Origin of the sequence: Lacihabitans lacunae, assembly GCF_042649125.1 — a bacterium.
In the GTDB taxonomy this organism is placed as follows: domain Bacteria; phylum Bacteroidota; class Bacteroidia; order Cytophagales; family Spirosomataceae; genus Leadbetterella; species Leadbetterella lacunae.
Genome location: NZ_JBHRYQ010000001.1, coordinates 2569881 through 2595272 on the forward strand (window position 1 = coordinate 2569881; position 25392 = coordinate 2595272).

Consider the following 25392-nt stretch of genomic DNA (forward strand, 5'->3'; position numbering starts at 1 on the left):
ATATATTTCTTTTAATATTAAATCATTTTGAACCGAACAATTCGGATTCAAAGCTAAAAAAAAAACCTCAATGTAGAGGTCTACACTGAGGTTTTATAATAGTATAAGTTAAAACTTATGCCAATGCCGCATTGGTATCAGACATACGCTCCATACGTTTTCTTTCGTTTTCGTCTAGATATATCTTTCTCATTCTAAGCGACTTAGGAGTAACCTCTAAGTACTCATCTTTTTGGATATATTCCATACACTCCTCAAGAGAGAATTGCGTCTTAGGTTGAATCTTAACGTTATCGTCTGATCCAGAAGCACGCATGTTAGTTAACTTCTTAGCAGTTTGAAGGTTAACCACTATATCGTTTTGACGACTGTGCTCACCCACAACCATACCCATGTAGATGTCTTCACCTGGCTCAATAAAGAACTCACCTCTTTCCTGAAGTTTGTCAATTGCATAAGCAACTGCTGGTCCGTTACCCATAGAGATCATTGAACCGTTGATTCTTCCTGGAATAGCACCTTTGTAAGGCTCATACGCTTTAAATCTGTGGTTCATGATAGCCTCACCTTGAGTAGCAGTAAGTACGTTTGAACGTAAACCTATAAGTCCTCTTGAAGGGATATTAAATTCTAAGTGCTGAAGGTCTCCTTTTGGTTCCATAATCAAAAGCTCACCCTTACGTTGTGTAGCTAATTCAATCACTTTACCTGCAGTTTCTTCAGGAACGTCAACTACTAAAGTCTCGATTGGCTCAAGTTTCTCTCCGTTTGGTCCTTCTTTGTAAAGTACCTGAGGCTGACCTACTTGAAGCTCGTATCCTTCACGACGCATAGTTTCAATCAAAACTGACAAGTGAAGAATACCTCTACCGTAAACGATAAACTTATCTTCAGAATCACCTTGTTTTACTCTAAGAGCAAGATTTTTCTCAGTTTCTTTCATTAATCTTTCTCTTACGTGACGAGACGTAACGAACTTACCTTCTTTACCATAAAACGGTGAGTTGTTAATAGTAAAGAGCATGTTCATAGTAGGCTCATCAATAGAGATTCTTGGAAGTGCCTCTGGGTTTTCGCCATCAGCAACAGTGTCACCGATTTCGAAATCGTCAAGACCAGTAACCGCACAAATATCTCCACACGTAACTGAATCAACTTTTACTCTACCAAGACCTTCAAATGTTTGAAGTTCTTTGATTTTCATTTTCTTAAATACGCCGTTGTCTTTACACAACACAACGTTCATACCTTCTTTCAAAACACCTCTCGCTACTCTACCGATGGCAATTCTACCTACGAAAGAGTTGTAATCAAGTGAAGTTATTTGCATTTGAGGTGGTCCTTCTACGATTGGGGTAGGAGGAATATTCTCAATGATTGAATCTAAAAGAGCCGTGATATTATCTGTAGGAACTTTCCAATCTGTACTCATCCATCCTTGCTTAGACGAACCATAAAGACAAGGGAAATCTAACTGATCTTCAGTAGCATTTAGGTTAAACATTAGATCAAACACGTTTTCGTGTACTTCGTCTGGTCTACAGTTTTCTTTGTCTACTTTGTTTACTACTACAATAGGCTTAAGACCTAAGTCAATAGCTTTTCCTAATACAAAACGCGTCTGAGGCATAGGACCTTCAAACGCATCTACCAAAAGGATTACTCCGTCAGCTAGTTTTAAAACTCTCTCTACCTCACCACCGAAATCGGCGTGACCAGGAGTGTCAATAATATTGATTTTAACGCCTTTGTATCTAACCGAAACGTTCTTAGATACAATAGTGATTCCACGTTCACGTTCAAGGTCGTTGTTGTCAAGTATTAAGTCTCCAAACTCCTGATTCTCTCTAAAGATTTTAGAAGCATGGATAATTTTGTCAACAAGGGTAGTCTTACCGTGGTCAACGTGAGCAATGATGGCGATATTTCTTATTTCTTGCATTTTTTTCCTTACAAAAGGATTTTAGTTTTTTCGATATTCTGAGGCGTAATACACCTAAAAAGTCCGCAAAAGTACGAATAATATTTTTAGGTTTACTTATTTTAATATAAATATTTTATTAAACTATTGATTGTCAAATAATTAATTAGTAGAATACAATTTCACATTAAAAAACCCAAATTATACTTTTTCAACGAAAAAACTACCAAAATATGCGTTTTGGAATACCTAAACAGCACATTTTAAATAAATCAAAAATCAATCAACTATGACATGGCCACAAAACTGAGCCAAATTATCTAATATTTTGCCTCCTTTTCTGAAACCTAAGCCACAAGCTTCGCCCGCAAAAAACACGCCCGCTTGATAGCAGCTTCCGTAGGCATCTGTAGGAAAATCGGTGAAGGCCTGATACACCTTTGTTTGCTCTTGATATTCGCCTGTGGTGAAACTTAAGGTTTCATTTTGGCTACTTACAATTCTAACATTGGCTCCTTCTCTGCCAAACATTACTTTCTCTACAGAGTCTTTGCCTTTTATTGGACTCGCTTTAGTTTCTAAAAGCAACGGATGGTTCGGATTTAAGTCCCAAAGTATTTTAAGGATGCCTTTTGATTGAAAAAGCATGGTATATGCCGGATTAAGAACAATGGCTTTCTCGTCCATACATATGTCTGAAATTATTTTACAAAGCTCAGGCTCATCCCACGCGATAAACTCCCACGGAATCAGCTTAAACCAATAATCGAACTTTTCGAATGATCCGTCTTTGGTGTTTTGTTTAAAAATACCCTTTGAAGAAGAAAAGTCAACTTTCACAATACTTTCAAAATCAACCTCAAAACCTGCCTCAGTGGCGGCTTCGGCAAGCACTTGCATGTTGGTATCGTCTTCTGGTGAACCTGGCAAAGTGCTGATTAATAAAGAAGGATGATAGGTAGGATTTTCGCCGATTAACTCTTCAAAAGCCGCAACCAATGATTCATAGAGTGTATTAAACTGCTTTGCCTCGTCTAAGCCATTTGCTTTTAGCGAAGCCCACTGCACCACGGCAGTTTCGGGAATACAAGTTGCCGTATCGGCATTAAATTCTATAAGTTTTATGGGTTTCCCATCTATACCACCCGCAAGGTCAAATCTACCGTAGAGGTGCCATGAGGCGTCTTTTTCCCAAGAATGTTTGATTAATGGCACCAAATTAGGCGGAATGCCTAGCTCTTCGAACAAATCATTTTTTAATACATGCTCGGCTGCCTCCACAAACATATCATAGAGCTCATTGGCGGCTTCATAATAGGCTTCCGCTTCTTTTTCAGAAACTACCACCATGTCTTTGGTTACATAAGGCAAAGTGTCTTCGCCCAACATCCATTTCCAACCTTTTTCTTCAAGTGTTTCTAAAGGCGAGTTTTCAAGTGTTTGTAATTTTATCATCCGCCAAAACCTGATCTACTTCCTGAGCCAAAAAATCCGCTTCTGCTTCCACTTGGACGAGAAACCGAAGTTCTCGACCTCGAAACTGTACTTTTTACTTCGTTTGACTTCGCGAAGCTTTCGTTGCTTGAATAAAACTTACTCATTTCGCCTTGGTCTCTTACGCCTCCACGAGGCACCATGCCTGTGCTGCTGGTAGACTGGCGGTCGTCCCTTCTAAAATCTGGCCTGTAGTATCCGTAGTTGGGACGCATAGTTCTGCCCAAAAAATACCCAATACCACTATATAAAAGCACATTAGACAAACCATTGTTGTGACCAATATGACTTTCGTTATTGGCTATTTCATCATCTATAAGTTTTTGAGAAGCCTCTTTGGTGAGTATTTCTTCTCTACCATCCAAATACGTTACGATAGCCTTTGAGCTATCAGCAGGAACGGCTATTTCTTCTGTTATTTTAAATTCTCCTTTAGCTACCTCTTTTATGTAGGTTCGTGTGCCTTGGGTGTATACTTCTTCTGTTTGCCCGTAATCGCTACCATCTGAACCCGAAGAACAGCTGTAAAGCCCTGCACTCAAAATAAGCATAGACAAGGAACCGCTGATGGTGATATCCTTTACTTTTTTGATAAATGTATTTTGTTTTATTGGCGTCATTGCGTTTTTTTTGTGTAAAGATTCCAAAAGATATTCAGTGAAAGCAAACGAAATATGGAGGAATCAAGCAAAAGATATTATGAAAGGAAAAGTTTAAATATCGAAGGAATAAATTTGAAGAAATATAAGAACAAAAGATTGCTCTTATTTACCCAAAATCTTATTCATAATTAATTCGGCATGCACTCTGGAGTTTTCTATAAACAAGCTACGGGTATCCATTCCTCCACAAATCACGCCAGCTAAAAACACATTGGGCATGTTGGTCTCCATGGTGGTTCCATCAAAAAATGGTTTCTTTTGCTGATCATCAGAAAGTTGAATGCCTATCTTTTCAAGAAAACTCAAGTTCGGCTTATAGCCCGTCATGGCCAAAACCCAATCATTTTCTAGGGTAACTTCACCGTTCGGGGTCTTTATTTTCACTTCGTGCTCACTTACTTCTATAATTTCTGATTCAAAATATGCCTTGATAGCACCTTCCGCTATTCTGTTTTCAATGTCGGGCCGCACCCAATATTTTACTGATTTGCCTATTTCTTTGTCTCTTATCACCATGGTTACTTCGGCACCTTTACGGTAGGTTTCCAAAGCCACGTCTACGGCAGAGTTATTAGCTCCAACCACCAACACTTTTTGAAAAGCATAAAAATGCGGGTCTTTGTAGTAGTGTGTTACTTTCGGCAGGTCTTCACCTGGCACGCCAAGTGTATTGGGTAAATCGTAAAAACCGGTGGCCAATATTACGTGTTGAGCCAAATAACTTTCTTTTATAGTTTCTATTTGATACTGATTATTTTCTTGTGGAATAAATACTTCCATTTTTTCAAATAAACGCACATTCAGTTTTTTACTTTGCACCACCCTTCGGTAATATTCAAGAGCTTCGGCTCTAGTGGGCTTGGCAGCAATAGAAACGAATGGCACTTCTCCTATTTCGAGTCTTTCTGATGTACTAAAAAAAGTCATGGTGGTGGGATAGTTGTAAAGCGAATTCACCAAACATCCTTTTTCCAAAATAACGTATTCGAGCCCTGCTTTTTGGCATTCTAAACCGCAGGCTAGGCCTATCGGGCCCGCTCCTACTATCAATACATCAACTTTTTTCATAAATAAAAACAAAGGTTAATCTGCAAGTATAAAGGATTTTTCGCTTATTTAAATTCATTTTTTTACCTAAAAAAACAATAATGATAATACTGGAAACAACCAGACTCATATTGAGAGAAGCCAACATTGCTGACGCCGAATTTATGCTCGCCCTACTAAACTCGCCCGGCTGGCTTAAATACATTGGCGATCGAAACGTCCATACCATAGCAGAAGCTGCCGCGTATCTGGAAAACGGAGCCATAAAAAGCTACAGAGAAAATGGATTTGGACTATACACGGTAGCAGAAAAAGCTAGCCAAAAGTGTATCGGAAGCTGTGGTTTCATCAAACGACCCGAGCTAGAACTTCCCGATTTGGGCTTTGCATTTTTGCCTGATTATTTAGGAAAAGGATACGGTTTTGAAGCTGCAAATGCCTGTATTGATTTTGCTAAAAACAAATTAAAAATAAATGAATTGCTGGCCATCGTAAATCCAGAAAACGAACCTTCTAATGGGCTATTGGTAAAACTAGGCTTTGAATTATTAAAAAAAGAAGTGGTTTATGAAAACGGAACCGAATTAAATATTTACAAAATTGGAATCTAAAAATAGGCCATTTTAAAAAATAACGTTTTCTAAATAAAACCAATCTGAAACATGTGTATTCTGATATTCTACCACCTATCCTTTAAATATTTCGTTGATAGAAAAATAGGAGATTGCAGCATAGAAAACTTTACCTTTGTTTAAATCATAAACTAAGGTCTTCGCATGGTTATAATTGAAACTAAAAATATATCTAAAAGGTACGTAATGGGCTCTGAAGTGATAGATGCACTTAAAGACGTGACCATTACCATAAACAAAGGCGAGTATGTGGCTTTTATGGGCCCTTCGGGTTCGGGAAAGTCAACACTCATGAACATCATTGGGTGTTTAGACTCGCCATCGGGTGGAACCTATATTCTTAACAACAAAGACGTAAGCGGCATGTCAGAAAACGAATTGGCGGCTGTGAGAAACAAAGAGATTGGCTTCGTGTTTCAAACCTTTAACTTGCTTCCTCGTCAGTCATCTTTAGAAAACGTGGCCCTACCGCTTATATATGCGGGCTACGGAAAAGCTGCCAGAACCGACAAAGCCCAAAAAATACTAGAAAGTGTAGGCCTAGGTACACGTTCGCTACACAAACCAAACGAACTCTCGGGTGGACAAAGGCAGCGTGTGGCTGTAGCTCGTGCCTTGGTAAACGACCCTTCTATACTCTTGGCCGATGAACCTACGGGTAACTTAGACACCAAAACTTCGTACGAAATCATGCAGTTATTTCATGATATTCATGCAAAAGGAAACACCATCATAATGGTAACCCACGAAGAAGACATCGCTAACTACGCTCATCGGGTAATCAGGCTTAGGGATGGTTTGATAGAGTCAGACACAATAAATGACAACCCAACCAACCCCGAGGAGATGACTAAAAAACTATTAGAAAAAACTAATTCGGAGAAATAGGCGTTATTATGCCGAAATCAATTTTAAATAAATTCTAAAACAATGAAAAAATCATTATTCGTACTGTTAGGCTTTTTGTTTGTAGCCTCTGCTTCTTTTGCTCAAAAAGCACCTGCTAGCCCAACCATCACTACCGAAAGCGAAAACGTAAAAGTAGTATATGGCCAACCGTCTAAAAAAGGAAGAGAAATATTTGGTAGCCTAGTGCCTTTTGGTCAAGTTTGGAGAACAGGTGCCAATGCTGCAACCGAGGTAACTTTCAAAAAAGACGTAAATTTTGCAGGAACTAAAGTAAAAGCAGGTACATATTCATTATTTACGATTCCTTCTTCTACTGAGTGGACAGTAATACTAAACTCTGAACTTAAGCAGTGGGGAGCGTATGAGTATGACAAAATAAAGGGTAAAAACGTAGCAGAAGTAAAATTACCTGTAAGAGGAACTGAAGGTGTTATGGAAAAACTAAGCATCACTGCTTCGGATAGCCAAATAGCTATTGAGTGGGACAACGCTAGAGTTATGATTCCTTTGAAGTGGTAATCTGAACAAAAACACAGACATGAATAGGCCTCAAAGCAAACGTTTTGAGGCCTATTTTTTATTTAACCACATTCTGAGGCGAACCTGCCAAAAATGCTTTGATGTTATCGTAGACTATCTGAATCAATTTCTGTCTGGCTTCTAAACTAGCCCATGCTATGTGTGGACTCACCTTGCAGTTTTTGGATATCAAAAGCGGATTAGAAGGCTTTGGTGGCTCTTCGGTAAGTACATCTAAATATGCACCAGCTATGCGTTTGGCATTTAATGCATCCGACAGGTCGTTTTCGTTTATCAAACCTCCACGAGCCGTATTGATTAAAACAGCCGATGATTTCATTTTAGAAATTTGATTGATGTTAACCAAACCTTCGTTTTCGGGTGTGAGCGGACAGTGCAAACTTAGATAGTCGCTTTTGCTGAAAAGTTCATCTTGACTTACCTCAGTGATGCCCGCAATAGGTTCAGCAAAGGGAGTCTTTTTATGGACAATAATCTGCATACCAAACGCCATTCCTATCCGTGCTACCGCTTTGCCTATATCACCAAAGCCGAGCAGCCCCAGTACTTTCCCTTCTAACTCAGTGATGGTGTAATCGTAATAACAAAAATCAGGCTGCGAAGCCCACTTTTTGGGATTGTCATGCTCTGCCAGACGGTTTGAGAAGGCTAAAATCATGGCGAAAGTCTGCTGAGCCACAGACATGGAACTGTAGTTTCGGGCATTGGTAACGGTAATACCCTTAGCTGCAGCCGCGTGAACGTCTACAATGTTATATCCCGTGGCAGTTACACCAATATACTTTAACTTTGGGAGTTTCTCTAAAACATCAGCGGTGATTTTAACTTTGTTTACAAGTAAAATATCTGCGTCTTGAGCCCGCTCTACAACCTGTGTAGCTGTGGTACGGTCATACATTTTAAAATCTCCAAAATCTTTAAAAATCTCTAAATCTATTTCTTTCGGATTTACGGTAAAGGAATCTAAATAAACTATTTTCATAAGGCTAGGTTTGTGTTTCTCAAAAATAAGCTAATTGTGGGGAAACCATTAACTATACGCATCTTTTTTTCAAAACACTTTTATTTTTAAAAATGAATTTCCTTTTAAAATTATACTTCTCAAATTTCGTTTAAATGGAAATCGCACAATTCTGCAAATAGAAAATTTCAAGGAATTGTTAAACCATTTTAAGGTTTTGCCCAAAAAATCACGTAATAAAATTACAGTCCAATTAAAATAATTTTATTTCGAAATAGAAAAAGAACATATTGATATAAATCCAAAATTAGACCTACCATATACACACATGAAAACACAAAAATATAACCTAAGCACCTCCATTGCCCAGCAGGCAATTTTCATTGTTCATGCCAAACGTGGGTACGAATATCATGAGAAAAGGATCATAGATTTATTCAAAGAAAAAAAACTCAATTTTGAATTTATCACAGACGGCGACCCATCTAATTTCACACCCGAACTAATCGACAAATATTTTACAAAAGGAATAGAGAATGATTTATCTCGCGGGGTGCTCTCGTGTACCTTAAATCATATTTTTATTTATGAACAAATAGTAGCCCGAAAATTGCCTTTTGCATTGGTTTTAGAAAATGACCCGTTCTTTCTAAAAGACTTAAGGGAGGAGTTAGATTTAATGAGCGAGGAGATTTTAAATCTACCGAGTGGATTCATCATTTCTTTAGAAAACTCAACGCTTAGGTTTCCTTCTTATTGGCAAAAAAAACAAGGCAAAAGTCTCTACAGTGCTATTGACGGCCGAATGGCTGGAGCATACTTAATTGACTTCGCGGCCGCAAAGCGGATATTGGAAGACCTAAAAACCACCAAATGCCATACGGTAATAGACTGGTGGCACAACAGCCTGATAGACAGAAAGGTGGTGCGGATGTATTGGGCACACCCCGCTATTTTCGAACAAGGCTCTCACAATGGACAGATGAGCTCCACCATTTCTACCAAACCCAAAAACCGTGGAAGGCAAATAAAATGGAAGATTCAGAAATACTATAAAATGCTGATCGGGAGGTTAATTAACAGCAAATGCCTAATTCCGGACTCAGAAGTTGAGAATAATGAGCTTAATCACGAAGCCCAAATAGCGGTTTTGGAGATGAGTGAGTTACGGGACTGAGACTAGAAGGTTTTTTTTCAAAAAACTCATCAGGAATTAGAATTATGTTCTTGGGTTTAAAAAACACAAATGCCTATATTTGAGCACCGTTTTTATTCGACCAATTCAATATAAGTTCTTTCATGAAAAAAATCTTTTGGCTTTTTGCACTCTTACCACTTCAGCTTTTTTCTCAAAACCTAAAACTGTGGTATGAGCAGCCCGCTGAACACTTCGAAGAAGCCCTCGTGATAGGAAATGGCACGCAAGGTGCTACCATATTTGGAGGCACACACTCCGAAAAAATATTTTTGAATGACCTCACGCTGTGGTCCGGCGAGCCCGTAAACGCCAACATGAATCCCGAAGCCTACAAGTACCTGCCCAGTGTAAGGGAAGCATTAAAAAACGAAAACTACAAATTAGCCGATTCTTTAATCCGAAATTTACAAGGAAAATTTTCCGAGTCATACGCTCCTTTGGGCACCTTATATTTAGATTTTGACACCGAAAATGTAAAAGATTATTACCGCGAACTTTCACTTGACAACGCCTCGGTAAACATAAAATACACCGAAGGCGACAACGAAATCACAAGAAACTATTTTTACTCATACCCAGACAAAGTGATGGTGATACGCCTAAGCAGCAAAACTGCCAAAGGCATAAACTTTACGCTAAGGTTTGACTCACAGCTAAGCCACACCGTATTTACAGGCAAAAATCAACTACTAGCTTCTGGCAGAGCACCCACAGTAGCAAAACCCAGTTACGTAAAAGCAGGCGAAGAGGCCGTACAGTTTGACTCAGAACACGGAACGCGTTTTGCAACCCAAATAGAAGTAATAACCGACGAAGGGAAGATAAAAAATAAAAAAGGCTACATAGAGGTTAAAAACGCCTCAGAAGTTATGCTGTTGGTAAGCATAGCAACTAGCTTTAATGGTTTCGACAAAGACCCCGAACGTGAAGGAATAGACGAAACTGCTCTGGTAGACGAGCGAATAGAACGTGTAAAATACAAGACTTTTGAGATACTAAAAAACAGACACGAGGAAGACTACAGGCCGTATTTTGAACGCGTAAAATTAACACTTGACGGAGCAGGAACTGCAGACGAAATGCCGACTGACAAACGCCTAAAGGCTTATGCAACTGGCAAAGTTGACAAATATTTGGAAACGCTTTATTTTCAATATGGACGCTATCTGCTCATCAGTAGCTCACGCACACCCAAAGTACCAGCCAACCTGCAAGGCCTTTGGAATCCATACATCAGACCGCCGTGGAGCAGCAACTACACCATGAACATAAACGCTGAGGAAAATTATTGGTTGGCAGAAAACACCAATCTATCTGAAATGCACCAGCCGTTTTTGGGTTTTATAGAAAACTTAGAAAAGACCGGAAGCGTAACCGCAAAGACTTTTTATAAGGCCAAAGGCTGGGTTTGTCACCACAATTCTGACATTTGGGCGATGACCAATCCGGTGGGGGATTTTGGAAAAGGCGACCCTGTGTGGGCCAATTGGGCCATGGGTGGCACCTGGTCTAGCACACACCTGTGGGAGCACTACATGTATACCAAAGACAAAGAGTTTCTGAAAAACAAGGCTTATCCGCTCATGAAAGGGGCTGCGGAGTTTTGTTTGGATATGTTAGTCAAAGACAAAAATGGCAAATACGTTACCTCACCCTCCACTTCACCCGAAAACGTGTATGTCACCGACCAAGACTACAAAGGAGCTACGCTATACGGAGCCACGGCAGACTTGGCCATGATCAGGGAGTTATTTATGGATATCATTGAAGCCGTAAATGTCTTGGGTGGAGACTACGACTTCAAAAACAAACTGGAAGAAGTGTTGGTAAATATGCATCCCTATCAAGTAGGTAAAGACGGCAGCCTGCAAGAGTGGTACTACGACTGGAAAGACAACGACCCCAAGCACAGGCATCAGTCGCACTTGTATGGGCTATTTCCGGGGAGACACATAAACATGGACGAAACGCCGGGTTTGGCCGCGGCATGTAAAGAAGCATTAGAAATAAAAGGCGACGAAACCACGGGCTGGTCAAAAGGCTGGAGAATAAACCTGTGGGCGAGACTATGGGACGGCAACAGGGCCTACAAAATGTATAGGGAATTGCTGAGATATGTGGAACCTGACGCCACTAGGCCAAAAGATCAAAACGGCGGCGGCACATATCCGAATCTTTTTGATGCCCACCCGCCCTTCCAAATAGACGGAAACTTTGGTGGAGCAGCTGCCGTGGCCGAAATGCTGGTGCAGTCTACACCTGAAAAAATATACCTTTTGCCTGCATTGCCTGACGCTTGGGCTACGGGTAGTATAAAAGGATTAAAAACAAGGACAGGCTTAGAAATAGACCTCACATGGAAAGACGGCAAACTGAAATCATACACCCTAAAAGGCACACCTGGCACCCAAACAACAATTACCTACAAAGGCAATTCAAAAACGGTGAAGTTAGAAAACGGGAGTTTGGTTGGGGGAATTTGATTGGTGGAAATTCTTAATTGATTTTATTTACTTTTTTTTCTAACTTAAAAAAACATTAGAACGATTCCTAAGCTGAATTACGACTAACAAGTTAATGAAGACATCCAAGAGGAAAGAGATTGACTCAATATACTCTGAGACAGCCTCTTTGATTATTTTTAAAAGTTATAATCCAATCCAAAACTTGAGAAATAAATCCGATTGCTCATTTGCCCATTCATCTTAGAGACAGGCGTAAAACTTAAATCATATTTTAAAACTATTTTTGATGTTTTGGGGAATGGTTGGATGCCACTCCCTATACTCCAAAAACTACGGTTTAACTTAGAGAAGTCTCCCTCACTAACTGAATTTGAAGAAATTAAAAAATTATTTTCTAATTGAAATTGCAAGATAATTTTTGCTAAGTTCAATGCCTTTATACCTAATCCATTATTTATATAAAATGAAGTTTTATGGGTGTCAATAGCTTGTTTATCTTTAAGGCTTACCGAAAAATAAGACCCAACTCCATGCCTTATGAAAAACCTGCTATCATCTTTTGCTCCTAAACTAAAGTAGTTAACGCCGATATTGAAAACTTTCTTATTATTCAATGACAGCTTATCAAAGTTTACAATCTCATTTCGATCAGCATAAAGATTTCCGTTGTATGCACTTGAATATTTCATTGAAACTCCAAAATTAGACTTTTGAGCATAAATATTAATTGAACTCAAAAGAAAGAAAAGAAAAAAAATCTGTTTCATAATATTAATATTTTATAAGTATAATTGTCTAGCAATACTATCATCACAATTAAAAGCTGCACTTTTACCACTGAAATTATTATAACATCCACTACCGCCAAAATCTGCATTTGCTTCGCTGCAACCTGTACAACTACTATAAGCAGGAATATTTGAATAATAAACACGCTTCCATATCAAGAGAAACTAACAGTTCTTCCATTTAATAAAAACAAGACTTTAAAAAGTATTTCTTGAGAATTTGCTTTCCTACAAAACTCTGAATATTTCAACTTAGAACCAGAACGAATAGAAAGAGAGGAAGATAGCAGTGTGAAAAATTGCATTATAATTTGATTTAAATTGTGAATTCAAACGTAAACATTTATTTCTTTTTGAAATCAATTTTCTTAATAAATTTCGGAAAAAACTTATTTACAGGCAATTACTACTTCTTAAGTATTCACCAGAGGCAAAAAAAACTTTCTCTAATTTTAAGCAATTAAGACGAAGTTCTGAAAAGTTGCGAACAAAGCTTACAATACCGATTTAATCAAGTGCTCGTAATTATTTGTAAAGTTTAAAATGCAAAAAAGCTACTTCCCTCTCAAATACCTCACCTTGGTATAATGTTGATTTATCTCTAAAGTGTCGTTTTTAAGGCGTTCTATAACCCAATCTTTGTATTCAACGCAGTCCACGGTTTCGCAACTACTTGTTCCCGACGAATAAGCAATCACATTTCCTTTTTTAATCGTGTACGTTCGAGGCACACAACAGAAGTCGCTTTGTTTTCCATCCCAAAGGATTTTACCATCTGTGGTAAATTCTAATGTAGGCAGGGCCACCAAAGTATTGATAGTGGTCCATTGGCTCCACTTACCATTTTCGTCTTTTGACTGAATCTGATACGCATTATTCCATTTCCCTATAATGTCTTCGGGCGAAATATGAGCGGTTGTACAACCCATAAAAAGCCCCGCAACTATCAAACTCACAAATAATATTTTCATAACGTTTAATTTAAAATTGGATTGATATTTTAAAAGGCAAAATGGTTGGGAATCTTTCATTTTTAATTCTAATTACTATTTAAATTCTTAAATTAAAAATGCATTTTCTCACAAAAAAACTATTCAAAAAGCATAAGAAAAGTAAATTCGATTGGAAAGATAAAAAAAGCGTAGGTTATTGCACACAGAATTGAAAGAACACATGAAAATAAACAACGAAGCTACGCTTTTCAAAATCTCATTGGCGGCTATTATTATAGTTTATGTCCTGTTTATGATGCTCGACATCATGGAAGTAGACGCCGCCCAATATGCCACCATAGCCTGGGAAATGATGAAGAGCAAAAGCTATCTTCAGGTTTATCACCGTGGCCTAGACTACCTCGACAAGCCGCCTTTGTTGTTTTGGATGAGCAGCCTATCTTTTAGTGCTTTGGGAGTCCATAATTTTGCGTACAAACTGCCTGCCGTTTTGTTTTTGTTATTGGGTTTGGTTTCTACTTACAAGTTCTGCGAACTCTGGTATAACACCACCACCGCAAAGTTCTCTACCTTGATTTTGGCCACTTGCCAAGCCTATTTTTTGATGGTAAACGATGTCAGAACAGACGGACTTTTGACCGGAGCGAGCATATTTACCATATGGCAAATATCGGTTTATTTAAAATCAGACAAAAACATCAATTTGGTTTGGGCCGTAGTGGGCCTGGCATTGGGCATGATGGCCAAAGGAGCCATTGCCTATATCATCATCATTTCTGCCATTGGCGGTCACTTGCTTTTGACCCTAAACTGGAAAGCGATATTTAATTACAAATGGCTACTTGGGGTAGTGGGAGTTCTGATTTTATTGAGCCCGATGTGTTATGGCCTGTATCAGCAGTTTGACTTGCATCCCGAAAAGTTCGTTTATGGCCTCCAAGGACCTTCCGGACTACGATTTTATTTCTGGATTCAAAGTTTTGGACGTATTACGGGCGAAAACTATTGGCAAAACGACACAGGCTTTTTCTTCTTTTTCCATACTATTCTATGGGATTTTCAACCTTGGATATTCTTATTTATACCGGCACTATTTTCTGCCATCAAAGCCATTTTTACAAAAACCTACAAAGAAAGCATTAGCCTTTTTGGATTTGTGTTGCCATTTTTAGCCTTGTCTACTTCACACTATAAACTGCCGCATTACATATTCGTTTTGTTGCCATTCGCAGCCGTTATCACGGCAGATTTTTTGATTTCAAGAAAGCAAAAAACAATGGAATTAATAAGCAAAATCACCATTGGTTTTTATACGGCTTATTTCACTTTGGGAGGCTTGTGTATCTTTTACTTTTTCCCCGAAAAATCAATTTTATTGATCTCAGTATGGATAATTGGCTTCGTACTGTATTTCTTATTTTTTTATAAACTTCCCAAAAACGCACCTCAAAGGTTGCTATATCCGATTGCTTGGGCGGCTATTTGTTTAGGCTTCATTATGTCGAAATCATTGTACCCAAACCTACTCCAATACCAAGCAGGAGCCATGGCAGGCAAAACTTACCATAAAACGGGGGCAGGAAATCCATTCTATTTATTTAAAGAAGGAGAAAGCTTTGCGTTAGATTATTACAGCCAAAAAATAGTTAATCCTGCCGACAGCACAAAAATGGCAGACTATCCAATAGGCACCTTACTTTATGCTAGTGCCGAAGGCAAAGCCCGCTTAGACCAGGAGTTTGGTGATACGTACAAACAAGAAAAAGAATTTGATTATTTCCCCGTTACTCGCTTAAGCATAAACTTCTTAAGACCTGAGAAAAGAGAAAAAACACTTGAGAAAAAGTATTTGTATAGGAAAGTAAAATGAAGTAATTGATTGAATTTTGATACCTTTTAACACAAAAAAAGCCCAACCAAAGTTGAGCTTTTTTTGTGAATATTTAAAATCTTATTTCCTTCTTTTTTTAGAGCTTGATCGCTTTCCGTCTGCTCTTCCGCCAGAAGTTTTTCTGCCGCCTTTTGACGACTGCCCTCGGTGTGAGCTTTTGCCAGAACCACCTTCTTTGATTGCGAAACTACTACCCTCAACCGAAACCAACTCAAGGTCCATACTTCTACGCTCCAGATCGGTGGCTTTTATTTTTACTCTTACAGCGTTACCAAAACCAATAATCTTATTTTTGCGACGGCCCACTACCCTAAAGTTATCGGCATCGTATTCGTAAAAATCGTCTGTTAAGTCTGCCAAACGCACCATGCCTTCGCAGCCAGTGTTTTCTATTTCAACAAAAATACCGAAGTCTGCCACGCCCGTTACCACGCCTTGGAATATATCCGTTTTAGACTGATAACTCATAAACTCTACTTGCTTGTACTTAATAGAGGCTCTTTCGGCTTCAGCGGCTAGTTTTTCCATGTCTGACGAATGCTTACATTTCTCCTCAAAATCTGCAACGGGTAGCGACTTGCCACCATCGAGATAGTGCTGTAGCATACGGTGAGCCATCACGTCGGGGTATCTTCTGATGGGAGACGTAAAGTGACTGTAATGATTAAAGGCCAAACCAAAGTGACCGAGATTTTGAGTAGTATATCGGGCTTTGCTCATGGTTCTTACCGCGAGCGACTCCAATACATTTTGCATTGGCGTGCCTTCTATTTGGGTCATCAAACCATTCAGCGACTTCGAAAGCGAAGCCGTAGAGCCGGTCTTTATCGGAAAACCCAACTTGTTAGCAAAAGCTGCGAAAGTCTCTATTTTGGTAGGATTAGGCGGTTCGTGCACCCTGTATACCATCGTAAAAGCATCGTCAGGGTTTGGGTGATCCGACTTCAAGTTCATTTTATACACAAATTCGGCCACGTGCTTATTGGCCAAAAGCATAAATTCTTCAATCAATTTGTGAGCATCTTTACGCACTTTTTGATATACACCAACGGGTCTACCTGCTTCGTCGAGGTTAAACTTAACTTCGTTTGTTTCAAAGTTAAACGCCCCTTTCTCAAATCTCTTTTTCCTTAAAATCAAAGCTAATTTATTCAGATTTTTCAAAAGTGGCCCATACACAGGTTCAGTTTCATTGTCGCCTTCAATCACATCTTGGGCTTGCTCATAGGCAAACCTACGGTCAGAATGTATCACAGCCCTACCAAACCACTCTCCTACTACTTCAGCCGAAGAGTTTACTTCAAAAACAGCCGAAAACACCAATTTGTCTTCATTTGGTCGTAATGAACATAGGTTATTCGAAAGTTTCTCAGGAAGCATCGGTATTGTTCTGTCTACCAAATAAACCGAAGTCGCTCTTCTAAAAGCTTCCTCTTCAAGTTTGGTATTGGGTCTCAAATAATGCGAAACATCCGCAATGTGTACCCCAATTTCGAAATTACCATTTTCTAAATTCTTGTAGCTTATCGCATCGTCAAAATCTTTGGCGTCAGCGGGGTCAATCGTAAACGTAAGCGTTTTACGCATGTCTTTTCGCTTGGCTATTTCTTCGTTGGTTATAACTTCCGATATCGCCTCCGACTCTCTCAAGACATCTTCTGGAAACTTCACAGGCAAGCCAAACTCAGCCATGATGGCGTTCATCTCGGCATTGTTATCTCCCGATTTTCCGAGTACTTCTATTATTTCGCCCGTAGCCTGTATTGAACCTTTGGGGAAAGTTAGTATTTTCACGATAACCAAATCATCCGTTTCGGCACCGTTCATTTTATCTTTTGCTATAAAAACCTGCTCATGAAAACCCTTATTATCAGGCGAAACGAGAGCATACGTGCTGTAGACTTTAATTTTTCCGACTATTTCATCGCGGCCACGTTTTAGTATTTCTACTACTCGGCCTTCTGGGTTTTTACCATTTTTTCGTTCTCCAGTTATTTTTACCCTAACAGTGTCGCCGTCGAGTGCTCCCTGAAGGTCTTCGGCAGGCACAAAAATGTCTGACTGCTGATCGTTATATCTGATAAATGCAAATTTTGGATTCACAAAATCTACCTTTCCGTCAATCAAATTGGACGACTTAGTGTCTTCATTTATAACGTATCTAGCTCTACCTTCTGGTTTTAGTTTGCCTTCATCTACGAGGTCTTCCACCATCAATCTCAAAAACAGTTTGTCTTCTTGGTCGATGATATCAAAATGATTGTACAAATCATTTAAAGTATATATTCTATCTCTATTTTCTTTAAAAAAGTCGTGAATTTGCTCTTTTTGCGAAGCAATCTGAGTTTTTTTTCTTCTATTTGCCATTTATATAAATTCTTAGTTCTAAAAAACATAAATCTACCATATTTGTGAGAATTATGTCTATATGTATCAACAAAATAAACCCTATGAAGTTTCCTTCTCTACTAAAAATCATTTTACTGTGTTTTTTATTTCAAAATACGTTTGCCCAGAGTGGTTCTAAAGAGATCGTAATTAGAAAATCAAAAAATGAAATTAAACTGGATGGAATATTAGACGAAGCCGCTTGGACAATGGCCGACTCTACCGAGCCTTTTTTCTTAAACAAACCCTACGACAGCACATATGCCACCTATCAAACATACGTAAAAGTAACCTTTGATGAGAAGTTTATGTACGTAGGTGTAGTAGCCTTTCAGCCGAGAGAAAGCTACACAGTGAGCTCTTTTAAACGAGATTTTGAAAGCGGAACAAGCGATGTTTTTTCGGTTTATGTAGATACTTTTAAAGACAAACTGAACGGCATGCAGTTTTCGCTTTCGCCTCTCAATGTGCAGCGTGAAGGACTGATATCGCTGGGTGGAGAAACTGATATTACCTGGGACAATAAATGGTACTCAAAAGTGGCCAATTACGACGACCGCTGGGTGGCCGAAATAGCGATACCCTTTACCACATTAAGATACAAAGTATCTACCAACCAAAACAGTTGGAGAGTAAACTTTGGGCGATATTATATGAAATCAAACGAAGTATCTACTTGGTCGCCAGTGCCTAGAAACTTTCCTCCAGCTAGTTTGGCATTTACGGGCACCATGCATTGGGACGAAAACCCGCCAGTGCCAGGGGCAAACATTTCATTGATTCCGTATTTGTCGGCAAATACAAACTCAAATTTTCCTCGAACAGATAATTTAGAGGCACTTCCCAAAGTATCAGAATCAAAAATGGGAGCTGGCCTTGATGCAAAAATTGCTATAACGCCTTCTTTAAATTTAGACTTGACTGTAAATCCCGATTTCTCACAAGTAGAAGTGGATGCTCAACAAACTAACTTAAGTAGGTTCGAATTATTTTTTCCCGAAAAAAGACAATTTTTTATAGAAAACAGCGACTTATTTGGCAAATTTGGATATCCAGGTTCACGTCCGTTTTTCTCAAGAAGAATAGGCTTAACCAGAAACAACTTTACGGGTTTGGTGGAGCAGGTGCCTATTTTGGGCGGTGCTAGACTAAGCGGAAAACTCAACAAAGACTGGCGAGTGGGAATTTTGAATATGCAAACCGCCAAAGTAAACAAAGGAAATGACCAGTTTTTGCCTGCTACTAACTATTCGGTGGGGGTTATTCAGAGGCAACTTTTTACCCGCTCATATATTGGAGCCATAGTGGTAAACAAAGAAAACATGTTTAAGAACATCCCTGAATCTGCCAAAGCAGGGGTAGACAAATATAACCGTGTGGTGGGTTTAGAATACAACTACTATTCGCCCAATAACCGTTTAGAAACCGAAACCTATTATCACCAATCTTTTAGCCCTGGAGGAGGGAAAGACGCCAGTTCCATAAACCAATATATTGGCTACCATCACCCAAATGTGGACATTAACCTTGGCATGGCTCGGATAGGAAAAGACTACAAATCAGAGATGGGATTTACACCAAGAAATGGCGTTTATACACTATATAGGCCTATTAATTTTATTTTAAATCCAAAAAACCAACGGATAGCAAAGAAAATAAATGCGTTTGGAATAGGGATGGACGGAAACGATGTTTTTGACCTTAGTGGAAAAAGATTGGATACCGAAGCTCCAATTTTCATGTTTTTAAATACACCTGCGGGCGGAGAATTTTCGGTTGGGTACTATATGGCGTATTCGTTTTTATACAACCCATTTGACATTACAAATGCGGCAGACAATCCGAACCCTGATTTTTCAAAAGACGTAACGCCATTGCCAGTTGGCGAATACAAAACTCGCACACCATTTATAAATTTAACAACGCCACAAAGGCATAATTTTTATGTGAGTGTTTTGGTATATGGTGGCCCCTATTACAGGAACAAAAAACTAACAAACGGTACAACTTTTGGGGTGGAATCGAGCATGAATTATAGAATTCAACCTTACGGAAAAGTAGCCATGGATGTATTCTATACAGACATTAGCTTGGAAAAACCGTACAATTCGGTTAAGTATTGGTTAGTTGGCCCAAAGGCAGAACTTTCGTTTTCGAAAAGTGTATTTTTGAGCACCTACTTCCAGTATAATTCTCAAACAAACAATACCAACATAAACGCCCGGCTTCAATGGAGATACAAACCGGTGAGTGATGTATTTTTGGTTTTTACGGATAACTATTTTGCCCAAGATATCAGAAACTACAACATACAGCCATGGACTCCAAAAAACAGAGCCTTGGTTTTAAAAATGACGTATTGGTTAAATGTGTAAGTGAAGTCTTACTTCCTAAGCATCAACACCAAACAACCGTAGGCATTTAAGACCACATCGTTTCCATCGAGAGATTGAACTTTGTAGCTAAAAAGCTGACTTTCAATCGATTCTTTGATATAAAATCTTTGCGAAGAATCTGTAATATTTTGAATAACCAAAACACTACCTTCTTGGTGAGGACGAATAAATGAGAGCAAACCCGTGCTTTTTACACTTGAAACAGATAAGTTTGGCTGATATATCTGAGCCAAAGCTGCTGTACTTTTACGTAGACTAATCAGGTTTTTATAGTGCCAAAAAAGCGAGTCTGAGTCTTCAGTCTGCAAACGCAGCGGCTTTACTTTTGAGTCCGTATTGTATTTTGGCTTTCGCCAGTTTGAGCGGTCGCGGTCTTGGTTTCGGGTGTTCCACAAAAACGCTTCTCTGAGGTTTTCGTCAGGTTTTACACCTTTCATTCCCAACTCTTCGCCATAATAGATAAAAGGATTGCCGGGCAAGGTCAGTAGAAGCGTAGCGGCCATTTTTAGTTTATCTTGATGCCCGTCGGCAATACTTCCAATGCGGTTTTGGTCGTGATTGGTGAGCATGGTGGCATCCACAAAATCAGGCACTATTTGTTCAAACATCTTGTAGTTTGCTATCAGCATTTCTACTATTTTTAGTTTGTCTTTTCCAGTTTTAACTATATTTTGAAGGGCATCGCTAAGGTCAAAATTAAAATTGGCTTTCAGTCCTTTAAAAAACGGAGCCACCTTAGCGGCTTTGGTCCAAACCTCACCTACTACATAAATATCAGGTTTAACTGCTTCCATTCGCTGCCGAAACTCAAACCAAAAATCATGGCATTTTTCAGCTTCCCATTCGGGGTAAATGTGCTTTGCGGCATCCATCCTGAAACCATCCACGCCTTTTTCTAACCAAAATTTCCCTATGGCATAAATTTCTTCTCGCACTTTGGGATTATCCATATTGAGATCGGGCATTTCATTCCAAAACATGCCGTAGTACTTCTCTGAATCACCTTTTTGAGCCCAATGCCAAGGATTAGTTTCACCGCTATCCGCCGTTTTTTCTCTTATCTCTATGCCACGCTGTTTAATTTGGGCAGGCGTCATCCACACATAATAGTCTCTGTATGTATTGCCTTTCCCTTTTTTTGCTTCCAAAAACCAAGGATTCTTTTTGCTTGTATGGTTTATCACAAAATCAATAAGCACTTTAATGCCTCGCTCATGAGCCTCATGTATCAACCGTTCGAAATCTGCAAGGGTGCCACATTGTGGATCAACCTGATAGTAGTCTATTACGTCGTATTTGTGATAGGTATCTGATTTAAAAAAAGGTGTAAGCCAAATTCCTTCCACACCTAAGTATTGTAAATAGTCGAGTTTTGACGTTATTCCGTTTAGGTCGCCAAGGCCATCTTGATTTGAATCACAAAATGAGCGTACAAAAATTTCGTAGAAAACCTTAGGGGGTCGGTCTGCTTGATTCAATATATAAGGTGTTAGTTTTTAGAAATTTATATCACAGGTAGGTCAAAGGTAAAGTAACTAAAAGCGAGAAAAAGTTTGTGGCTTATTTTTTTGAGTGAATCTAAAATGAGTTAAAGAAGAAGTTTAAATAAGACAAAAAAGGCCCACTTAATAGTGAGCCTTTGTAATATCGAAACGTTTACTTATTTCTTTAAAATGAATACTTTAACTAAAGTATACATCAGCCAGAGCCAAGGAGCACCGTGCATAAGTAGGTCAAAATAATCCATGGGATTCATGCCCACAGCACCACCCATAAGCCATTTTAGTTTGCCCCACACGTGAGGTTCTGGCACAAATGGTGCAAGACCCAAAGTCAGCGAAGCCATCAAGGGCGTAAGTAAACTTTTAAATTTTTCGTTTTCCATTATTTTACTCCCTTTGCAGCCAAACCGCTGTAACCGGCCCCACTTAGGTTAATTACTTGTTTAAAGCCCGCTTTTTCTAACATTTTAGAGGCCGAAGCACTTCTGCCACCCACTGCACAATAAACAAAAACAGGCTTGTTTTTATCTAATTTAGAAGCTTTAGCGATAAATTCTGGATCCTGAATATTGATCGTGTTTGAAGATGCAATTTTACCTTGTGCCCACTCACCCGGCGTACGCACGTCTAGCAGCTGAGCTTTAGGAGTCGCTTTTATTTTTTCTACAAAGGTATCGAGGTTGACAGTTGTGACCTGTGAATTAGCATCTGAACAAGACACCAAAACTAAAGAAAATACCAGACTAAGAACGAATTGATTAAGTTTTTTCATTTTTTTCTAATTATATCAAATATTAAATCAAACAATAAATATCCCATAATGGCACCATAAATGGTGGAATTAAAAGGCTTGGAGGTAATCATACAAGTACCAGAACTGCAACCCACTTGCTGCCAGTAAAAATAACCCGAAAGTGAGCCAATTACAACGCCTAGAATCGGTACTATATACTTGGTTTTCATATTTAAAAATGGGTTTAAAAGTACAAATATTAAAGAAATAAATAATTTTCAGTTTTATTTAATTTCCTCAAAACTTACTTCGTCGGGATTTGAATTTGGGTTTACTTTGGCTGCTGGAGTTGCGGCACAAGCGGCACAACCCATATTCATAACAGCCTGAAAAATAAATAAGCCCCCCACAAAAGCCAGCATATATTGAGCATTAAGCAAACTCTGGATTAATACATAAAGGCCTATACCCAAACGCAGAAACCGCATAAAATTCCAGCCTGTCAAAATCGTATCTTTCATAATTACTTATATTTTTTACTTGAATTCAAAGTTATAAAGTTTATATCCAATCTTATGTGACATAAGTCATCTACATGATGCAGTCGCAGTTTTCTATACAAGAAATCAGTTTGAGTACATCTTTTTCTTTGAGGCTGTAAAACACATTTTGCCCTTCTTTTTCGGAAATCAAAATACCTCTCAGTTTCATATTTATCAAATGGTGCGAAAGCAAGGACTGCTCACAGCCCAACATTTCAGACAAGCTGCCTACCCCTAGTTTTTCGGTTACACCCAAAGCCTCAATAATGGCCAAACGCGTAGGGTGTGCCACTGTTTTGAGGATATATGCCGCTTTTTCGAGCTTTTCTTTAGAACTTTTTTGTGATAAAACCATAATATCAAATATATGAACATTCATTCATATAATACCAAAAGCCCCTATTTAGTTCATTTGTATATATATACTATCCGAAGCGAAATAACCAAAAATTAAAAAAAGACAGAGCAATTCCAACCAAATCTAAAAAGTAGGTATCTATAAAAGTGAATAAGGGTTAGGGGTAACAAATGGCATCAGGCTTCCTTCATCTTCGCTTTGAAGGGAGTCAGGGCCATTTTTAATAAAGAAATAACAAATGAAACTTACCAAGTACATCCTATTATTAATATCTATGCTTTGCTACGGATGCCGCTCTTCAGATTCCGCTTATGATACGCTTGCACCTTCAAACTCTGTAGCAGGCTATACACAACCATTTTTTTCTGACTGGGTTTTGTATTCATTTGAAAATAATATTCAGCCTGCATTTGATTGTTCATTGGAGTTAAAAGACAAAAAAAACGAAAAAGGACTATATGTATTAAATGGAAAAGGACCTGTAAACTTTGCGTTTGCTACATATGATATTGATTTTTCTACCCAAAAAATAGAAATCAAAGAACTCTCCTATACCGAAATAGCTGGAAGTACGGCCCAAAGCAGTTTTGAAAACAGTTTTTTTAAAAAATTAGCTAAAGTGACGTCATTCGAACTAAATCAAAATACGCTAACCTTTTATTTACCGAAAGAAACAGGACAAAAATTGATCTTTAAAAAAAGATGAAAATCTAAAATGATTTAAAATGAAAATAAAATTTACAAATTCGCTCCTATGGTTTGCAGTGCTATTTCCGGCCTTAATAAGTAGCTGCACCGATGATTGTACCCAAACCCAAACCTACAAAACCACGGTATCTTTTCAGATTGGACAGGAGTCACTCTCAAGTAATATCAAGTTATTGGCAGCTCAAGAACTCAAAAATCCCGGAAAAATATACACATATGGTAACTATTTATTTATAAATGAAACCAAAAAAGGGATTCATATCATAGACAATTCAAATCCCGAAAGTCCGAAAAACCTTTCATTTATTCAGATTCCGGGCGTAATAGATATTGCCATTAAAGACCAAAGTTTGTATGCCGACAACTATACCGACCTTGTGGTGTTAGATATTTCAAATATTTCGGCCATAAAAGAAAAAAGTAGACTTAAAAACATGTTTACAAACGGACTGGTAGATGGATTAAGCTGGTATTTTGACCCGTATTCTAAGATTATAACCGACTATGAATACAAAATGGTTACGAGAACTACCAAGACTAACTGCGGAAATAACCAGGGGATTTGGCCTGTTAACAGAGGCGGAAACCTCGACTACGTAGCGTTTAATAGCAGCGGAGGCACCTCAGGAACTGTAGCTACCACAAGTGGCCAAGGTGGCTCAATGGCCCGATTCACCATCGTAGATGACTATTTATACACGGCCACCCAACAAGACCTTATCGTATTTAACATCAAAAACAGTGAAAAACCGGATTCGATAAATAAAATAAAATTAGGCTGGGGTGTAGAGACTATTTACCCGTATCAAGACAAGCTATTTATTGGTTCAAACACAGGAATGTATATCTACGACAATGCAAACCGAGAAAAACCAGAAAGGCTTTCGGTATTTCAACACGTAAGGGCATGTGACCCAGTAGTGGTAGAAGGCAACCGAGCCTATGTAACGCTAAGAGAAGGCTGGTGTGGGGCAGCTCCAAACCGCCTGGATGTGCTAGACGTAACGAATCTAACAAATCCATTTATTCTAAAGTCATATGAAATGCAAAATCCACATGGACTATCGATATTGGCCAATACCCTAACGGTGTGCGAAGGCACTTTTGGACTAAAAAGCTATAATGCAGCTGACCCGATGGATCTTAAGCTAACTCAACATATAAAAGATATTAACGCCTACGATGTTATACAACTATCAACAAATCATCTACTGATGATTGGAAAAGATGGACTCTATCAGTACAACAATTCAGATAAAAGTAATCTTAAACTTTTAAGTAAAATAACCGTAAACAGAGACTAA

At 38.6% G+C, this 25392-nt stretch carries 23 protein-coding genes; 9 read left to right on the plus strand and 14 right to left on the minus strand.

The features are described from left to right. Positions 1–115: 115 nt before the first annotated feature. The 4 genes from typA to ACFOOI_RS11205 all read right to left on the minus strand — a co-directional run bounded on the left by typA (position 116) and on the right by ACFOOI_RS11205 (position 5145). On the minus strand, positions 116–1942 hold the full coding sequence (typA, locus tag ACFOOI_RS11190) for a translational GTPase TypA (protein ID WP_379838039.1): 1827 nt from the start codon (positions 1940–1942) through the stop codon (positions 116–118). Positions 1943–2200: 258 nt separating this feature from the next. Next, a complete protein-coding gene (locus ACFOOI_RS11195) occupies positions 2201–3376 on the minus strand; it encodes a glutathionylspermidine synthase family protein (protein ID WP_379838041.1) in 1176 nt (391 codons plus the stop codon). Then, complete coding sequence (locus ACFOOI_RS11200; protein WP_379838043.1) at positions 3373–4035, minus strand: hypothetical protein; 663 nt, start codon at positions 4033–4035, stop codon at positions 3373–3375. Before ACFOOI_RS11200 ends, ACFOOI_RS11195 begins: the two co-directional genes overlap by 4 nt. Before the next feature lie 144 nt (positions 4036–4179). Next, a complete protein-coding gene (locus tag ACFOOI_RS11205; protein ID WP_379838045.1) occupies positions 4180–5145 on the minus strand; it encodes a YpdA family putative bacillithiol disulfide reductase in 966 nt (321 codons plus the stop codon). A gap of 80 nt (positions 5146–5225) precedes the next feature. Here ACFOOI_RS11205 and ACFOOI_RS11210 point away from each other — a divergent pair, with 80 nt between their 5' ends. The 3 genes from ACFOOI_RS11210 to ACFOOI_RS11220 all read left to right on the plus strand — a co-directional run bounded on the left by ACFOOI_RS11210 (position 5226) and on the right by ACFOOI_RS11220 (position 7184). Further along, positions 5226–5735 (plus strand): GNAT family N-acetyltransferase, encoded by a 510-nt coding sequence (locus ACFOOI_RS11210; protein WP_379838047.1) that lies wholly within the window; start codon positions 5226–5228, stop codon positions 5733–5735. A 165-nt stretch (positions 5736–5900) separates the two neighbouring features. Then, complete coding sequence (locus ACFOOI_RS11215) at positions 5901–6644, plus strand: ABC transporter ATP-binding protein (protein WP_379838049.1); 744 nt, start codon at positions 5901–5903, stop codon at positions 6642–6644. A 42-nt stretch (positions 6645–6686) separates the two neighbouring features. Next, positions 6687–7184, plus strand: coding sequence for a DUF2911 domain-containing protein (locus ACFOOI_RS11220; protein ID WP_379838051.1), 498 nt, complete (start codon positions 6687–6689; stop codon positions 7182–7184). Positions 7185–7242: 58 nt separating this feature from the next. Here ACFOOI_RS11220 and ACFOOI_RS11225 read toward each other — a convergent pair whose 3' ends face one another. Then, positions 7243–8187, minus strand: a complete 945-nt coding sequence (locus ACFOOI_RS11225; protein ID WP_379838053.1) for a D-2-hydroxyacid dehydrogenase — start codon at positions 8185–8187, stop codon at positions 7243–7245. A gap of 307 nt (positions 8188–8494) precedes the next feature. On the opposite strand from ACFOOI_RS11225, the gene ACFOOI_RS11230 reads away from it, so the two are divergent. Together ACFOOI_RS11230 and ACFOOI_RS11235 are read left to right on the plus strand one after the other, a co-directional pair. Beyond that, a complete protein-coding gene (locus ACFOOI_RS11230; protein WP_379838055.1) occupies positions 8495–9343 on the plus strand; it encodes a glycosyltransferase family 25 protein in 849 nt (282 codons plus the stop codon). Between the two features lie 122 nt (positions 9344–9465). Further along, positions 9466–11847: a glycoside hydrolase family 95 protein gene (locus tag ACFOOI_RS11235; RefSeq protein WP_379838057.1), complete on the plus strand. Its 2382-nt coding sequence runs from the start codon at positions 9466–9468 to the stop codon at positions 11845–11847. 158 nt (positions 11848–12005) lie between these two features. On the opposite strand, the gene ACFOOI_RS11240 is transcribed toward ACFOOI_RS11235, so the two are convergent. Next, positions 12006–12596 (minus strand): hypothetical protein, encoded by a 591-nt coding sequence (locus tag ACFOOI_RS11240; protein ID WP_379838059.1) that lies wholly within the window; start codon positions 12594–12596, stop codon positions 12006–12008. 575 nt (positions 12597–13171) lie between these two features. Next, positions 13172–13588 (minus strand): hypothetical protein, encoded by a 417-nt coding sequence (locus ACFOOI_RS11245; protein ID WP_379838061.1) that lies wholly within the window; start codon positions 13586–13588, stop codon positions 13172–13174. A gap of 202 nt (positions 13589–13790) precedes the next feature. Here ACFOOI_RS11245 and ACFOOI_RS11250 point away from each other — a divergent pair, with 202 nt between their 5' ends. Beyond that, positions 13791–15440, plus strand: a complete 1650-nt coding sequence (locus tag ACFOOI_RS11250) for an ArnT family glycosyltransferase (RefSeq protein ID WP_379838063.1) — start codon at positions 13791–13793, stop codon at positions 15438–15440. A gap of 81 nt (positions 15441–15521) precedes the next feature. On the opposite strand, the gene rnr is transcribed toward ACFOOI_RS11250, so the two are convergent. Then, a complete protein-coding gene (rnr, locus tag ACFOOI_RS11255) occupies positions 15522–17828 on the minus strand; it encodes a ribonuclease R (protein ID WP_379838065.1) in 2307 nt (768 codons plus the stop codon). An 83-nt stretch (positions 17829–17911) separates the two neighbouring features. On the opposite strand from rnr, the gene ACFOOI_RS11260 reads away from it, so the two are divergent. Beyond that, on the plus strand, positions 17912–20224 hold the full coding sequence (locus ACFOOI_RS11260; protein WP_379838066.1) for a DUF5916 domain-containing protein: 2313 nt from the start codon (positions 17912–17914) through the stop codon (positions 20222–20224). An 8-nt stretch (positions 20225–20232) separates the two neighbouring features. On the opposite strand, the gene ACFOOI_RS11265 is transcribed toward ACFOOI_RS11260, so the two are convergent. The 6 genes from ACFOOI_RS11265 to ACFOOI_RS11290 all read right to left on the minus strand — a co-directional run bounded on the left by ACFOOI_RS11265 (position 20233) and on the right by ACFOOI_RS11290 (position 23377). Then, positions 20233–21723: an alpha-amylase family glycosyl hydrolase gene (locus ACFOOI_RS11265; RefSeq protein ID WP_379838068.1), complete on the minus strand. Its 1491-nt coding sequence runs from the start codon at positions 21721–21723 to the stop codon at positions 20233–20235. Positions 21724–21905: 182 nt separating this feature from the next. After that, positions 21906–22130: a hypothetical protein gene (locus tag ACFOOI_RS11270; protein ID WP_379838070.1), complete on the minus strand. Its 225-nt coding sequence runs from the start codon at positions 22128–22130 to the stop codon at positions 21906–21908. Continuing rightward, positions 22130–22519: a rhodanese-like domain-containing protein gene (locus tag ACFOOI_RS11275; RefSeq protein ID WP_379838072.1), complete on the minus strand. Its 390-nt coding sequence runs from the start codon at positions 22517–22519 to the stop codon at positions 22130–22132. Before ACFOOI_RS11275 ends, ACFOOI_RS11270 begins: the two co-directional genes overlap by 1 nt. Then, entirely contained in the window at positions 22516–22710 is a 195-nt protein-coding gene (locus ACFOOI_RS11280) for a DUF6132 family protein (protein ID WP_379838074.1), read from the minus strand. The genes ACFOOI_RS11275 and ACFOOI_RS11280 overlap by 4 nt, the downstream gene beginning before the upstream one ends. A gap of 54 nt (positions 22711–22764) precedes the next feature. Then, positions 22765–23001 carry a hypothetical protein gene (locus tag ACFOOI_RS11285; protein ID WP_379838076.1) on the minus strand — a complete coding sequence of 79 codons (237 nt, stop codon included), beginning with the start codon at positions 22999–23001 and terminating at the stop codon, positions 22765–22767. Positions 23002–23071: 70 nt separating this feature from the next. After that, positions 23072–23377, minus strand: coding sequence for an ArsR/SmtB family transcription factor (locus tag ACFOOI_RS11290; RefSeq protein ID WP_379838078.1), 306 nt, complete (start codon positions 23375–23377; stop codon positions 23072–23074). A 241-nt stretch (positions 23378–23618) separates the two neighbouring features. Here ACFOOI_RS11290 and ACFOOI_RS11295 point away from each other — a divergent pair, with 241 nt between their 5' ends. Both ACFOOI_RS11295 and ACFOOI_RS11300 read left to right on the plus strand, forming a co-directional pair. Then, positions 23619–24086: an META domain-containing protein gene (locus ACFOOI_RS11295; protein ID WP_379838080.1), complete on the plus strand. Its 468-nt coding sequence runs from the start codon at positions 23619–23621 to the stop codon at positions 24084–24086. Between the two features lie 19 nt (positions 24087–24105). Beyond that, complete coding sequence (locus tag ACFOOI_RS11300; RefSeq protein ID WP_379838082.1) at positions 24106–25392, plus strand: LVIVD repeat-containing protein; 1287 nt, start codon at positions 24106–24108, stop codon at positions 25390–25392.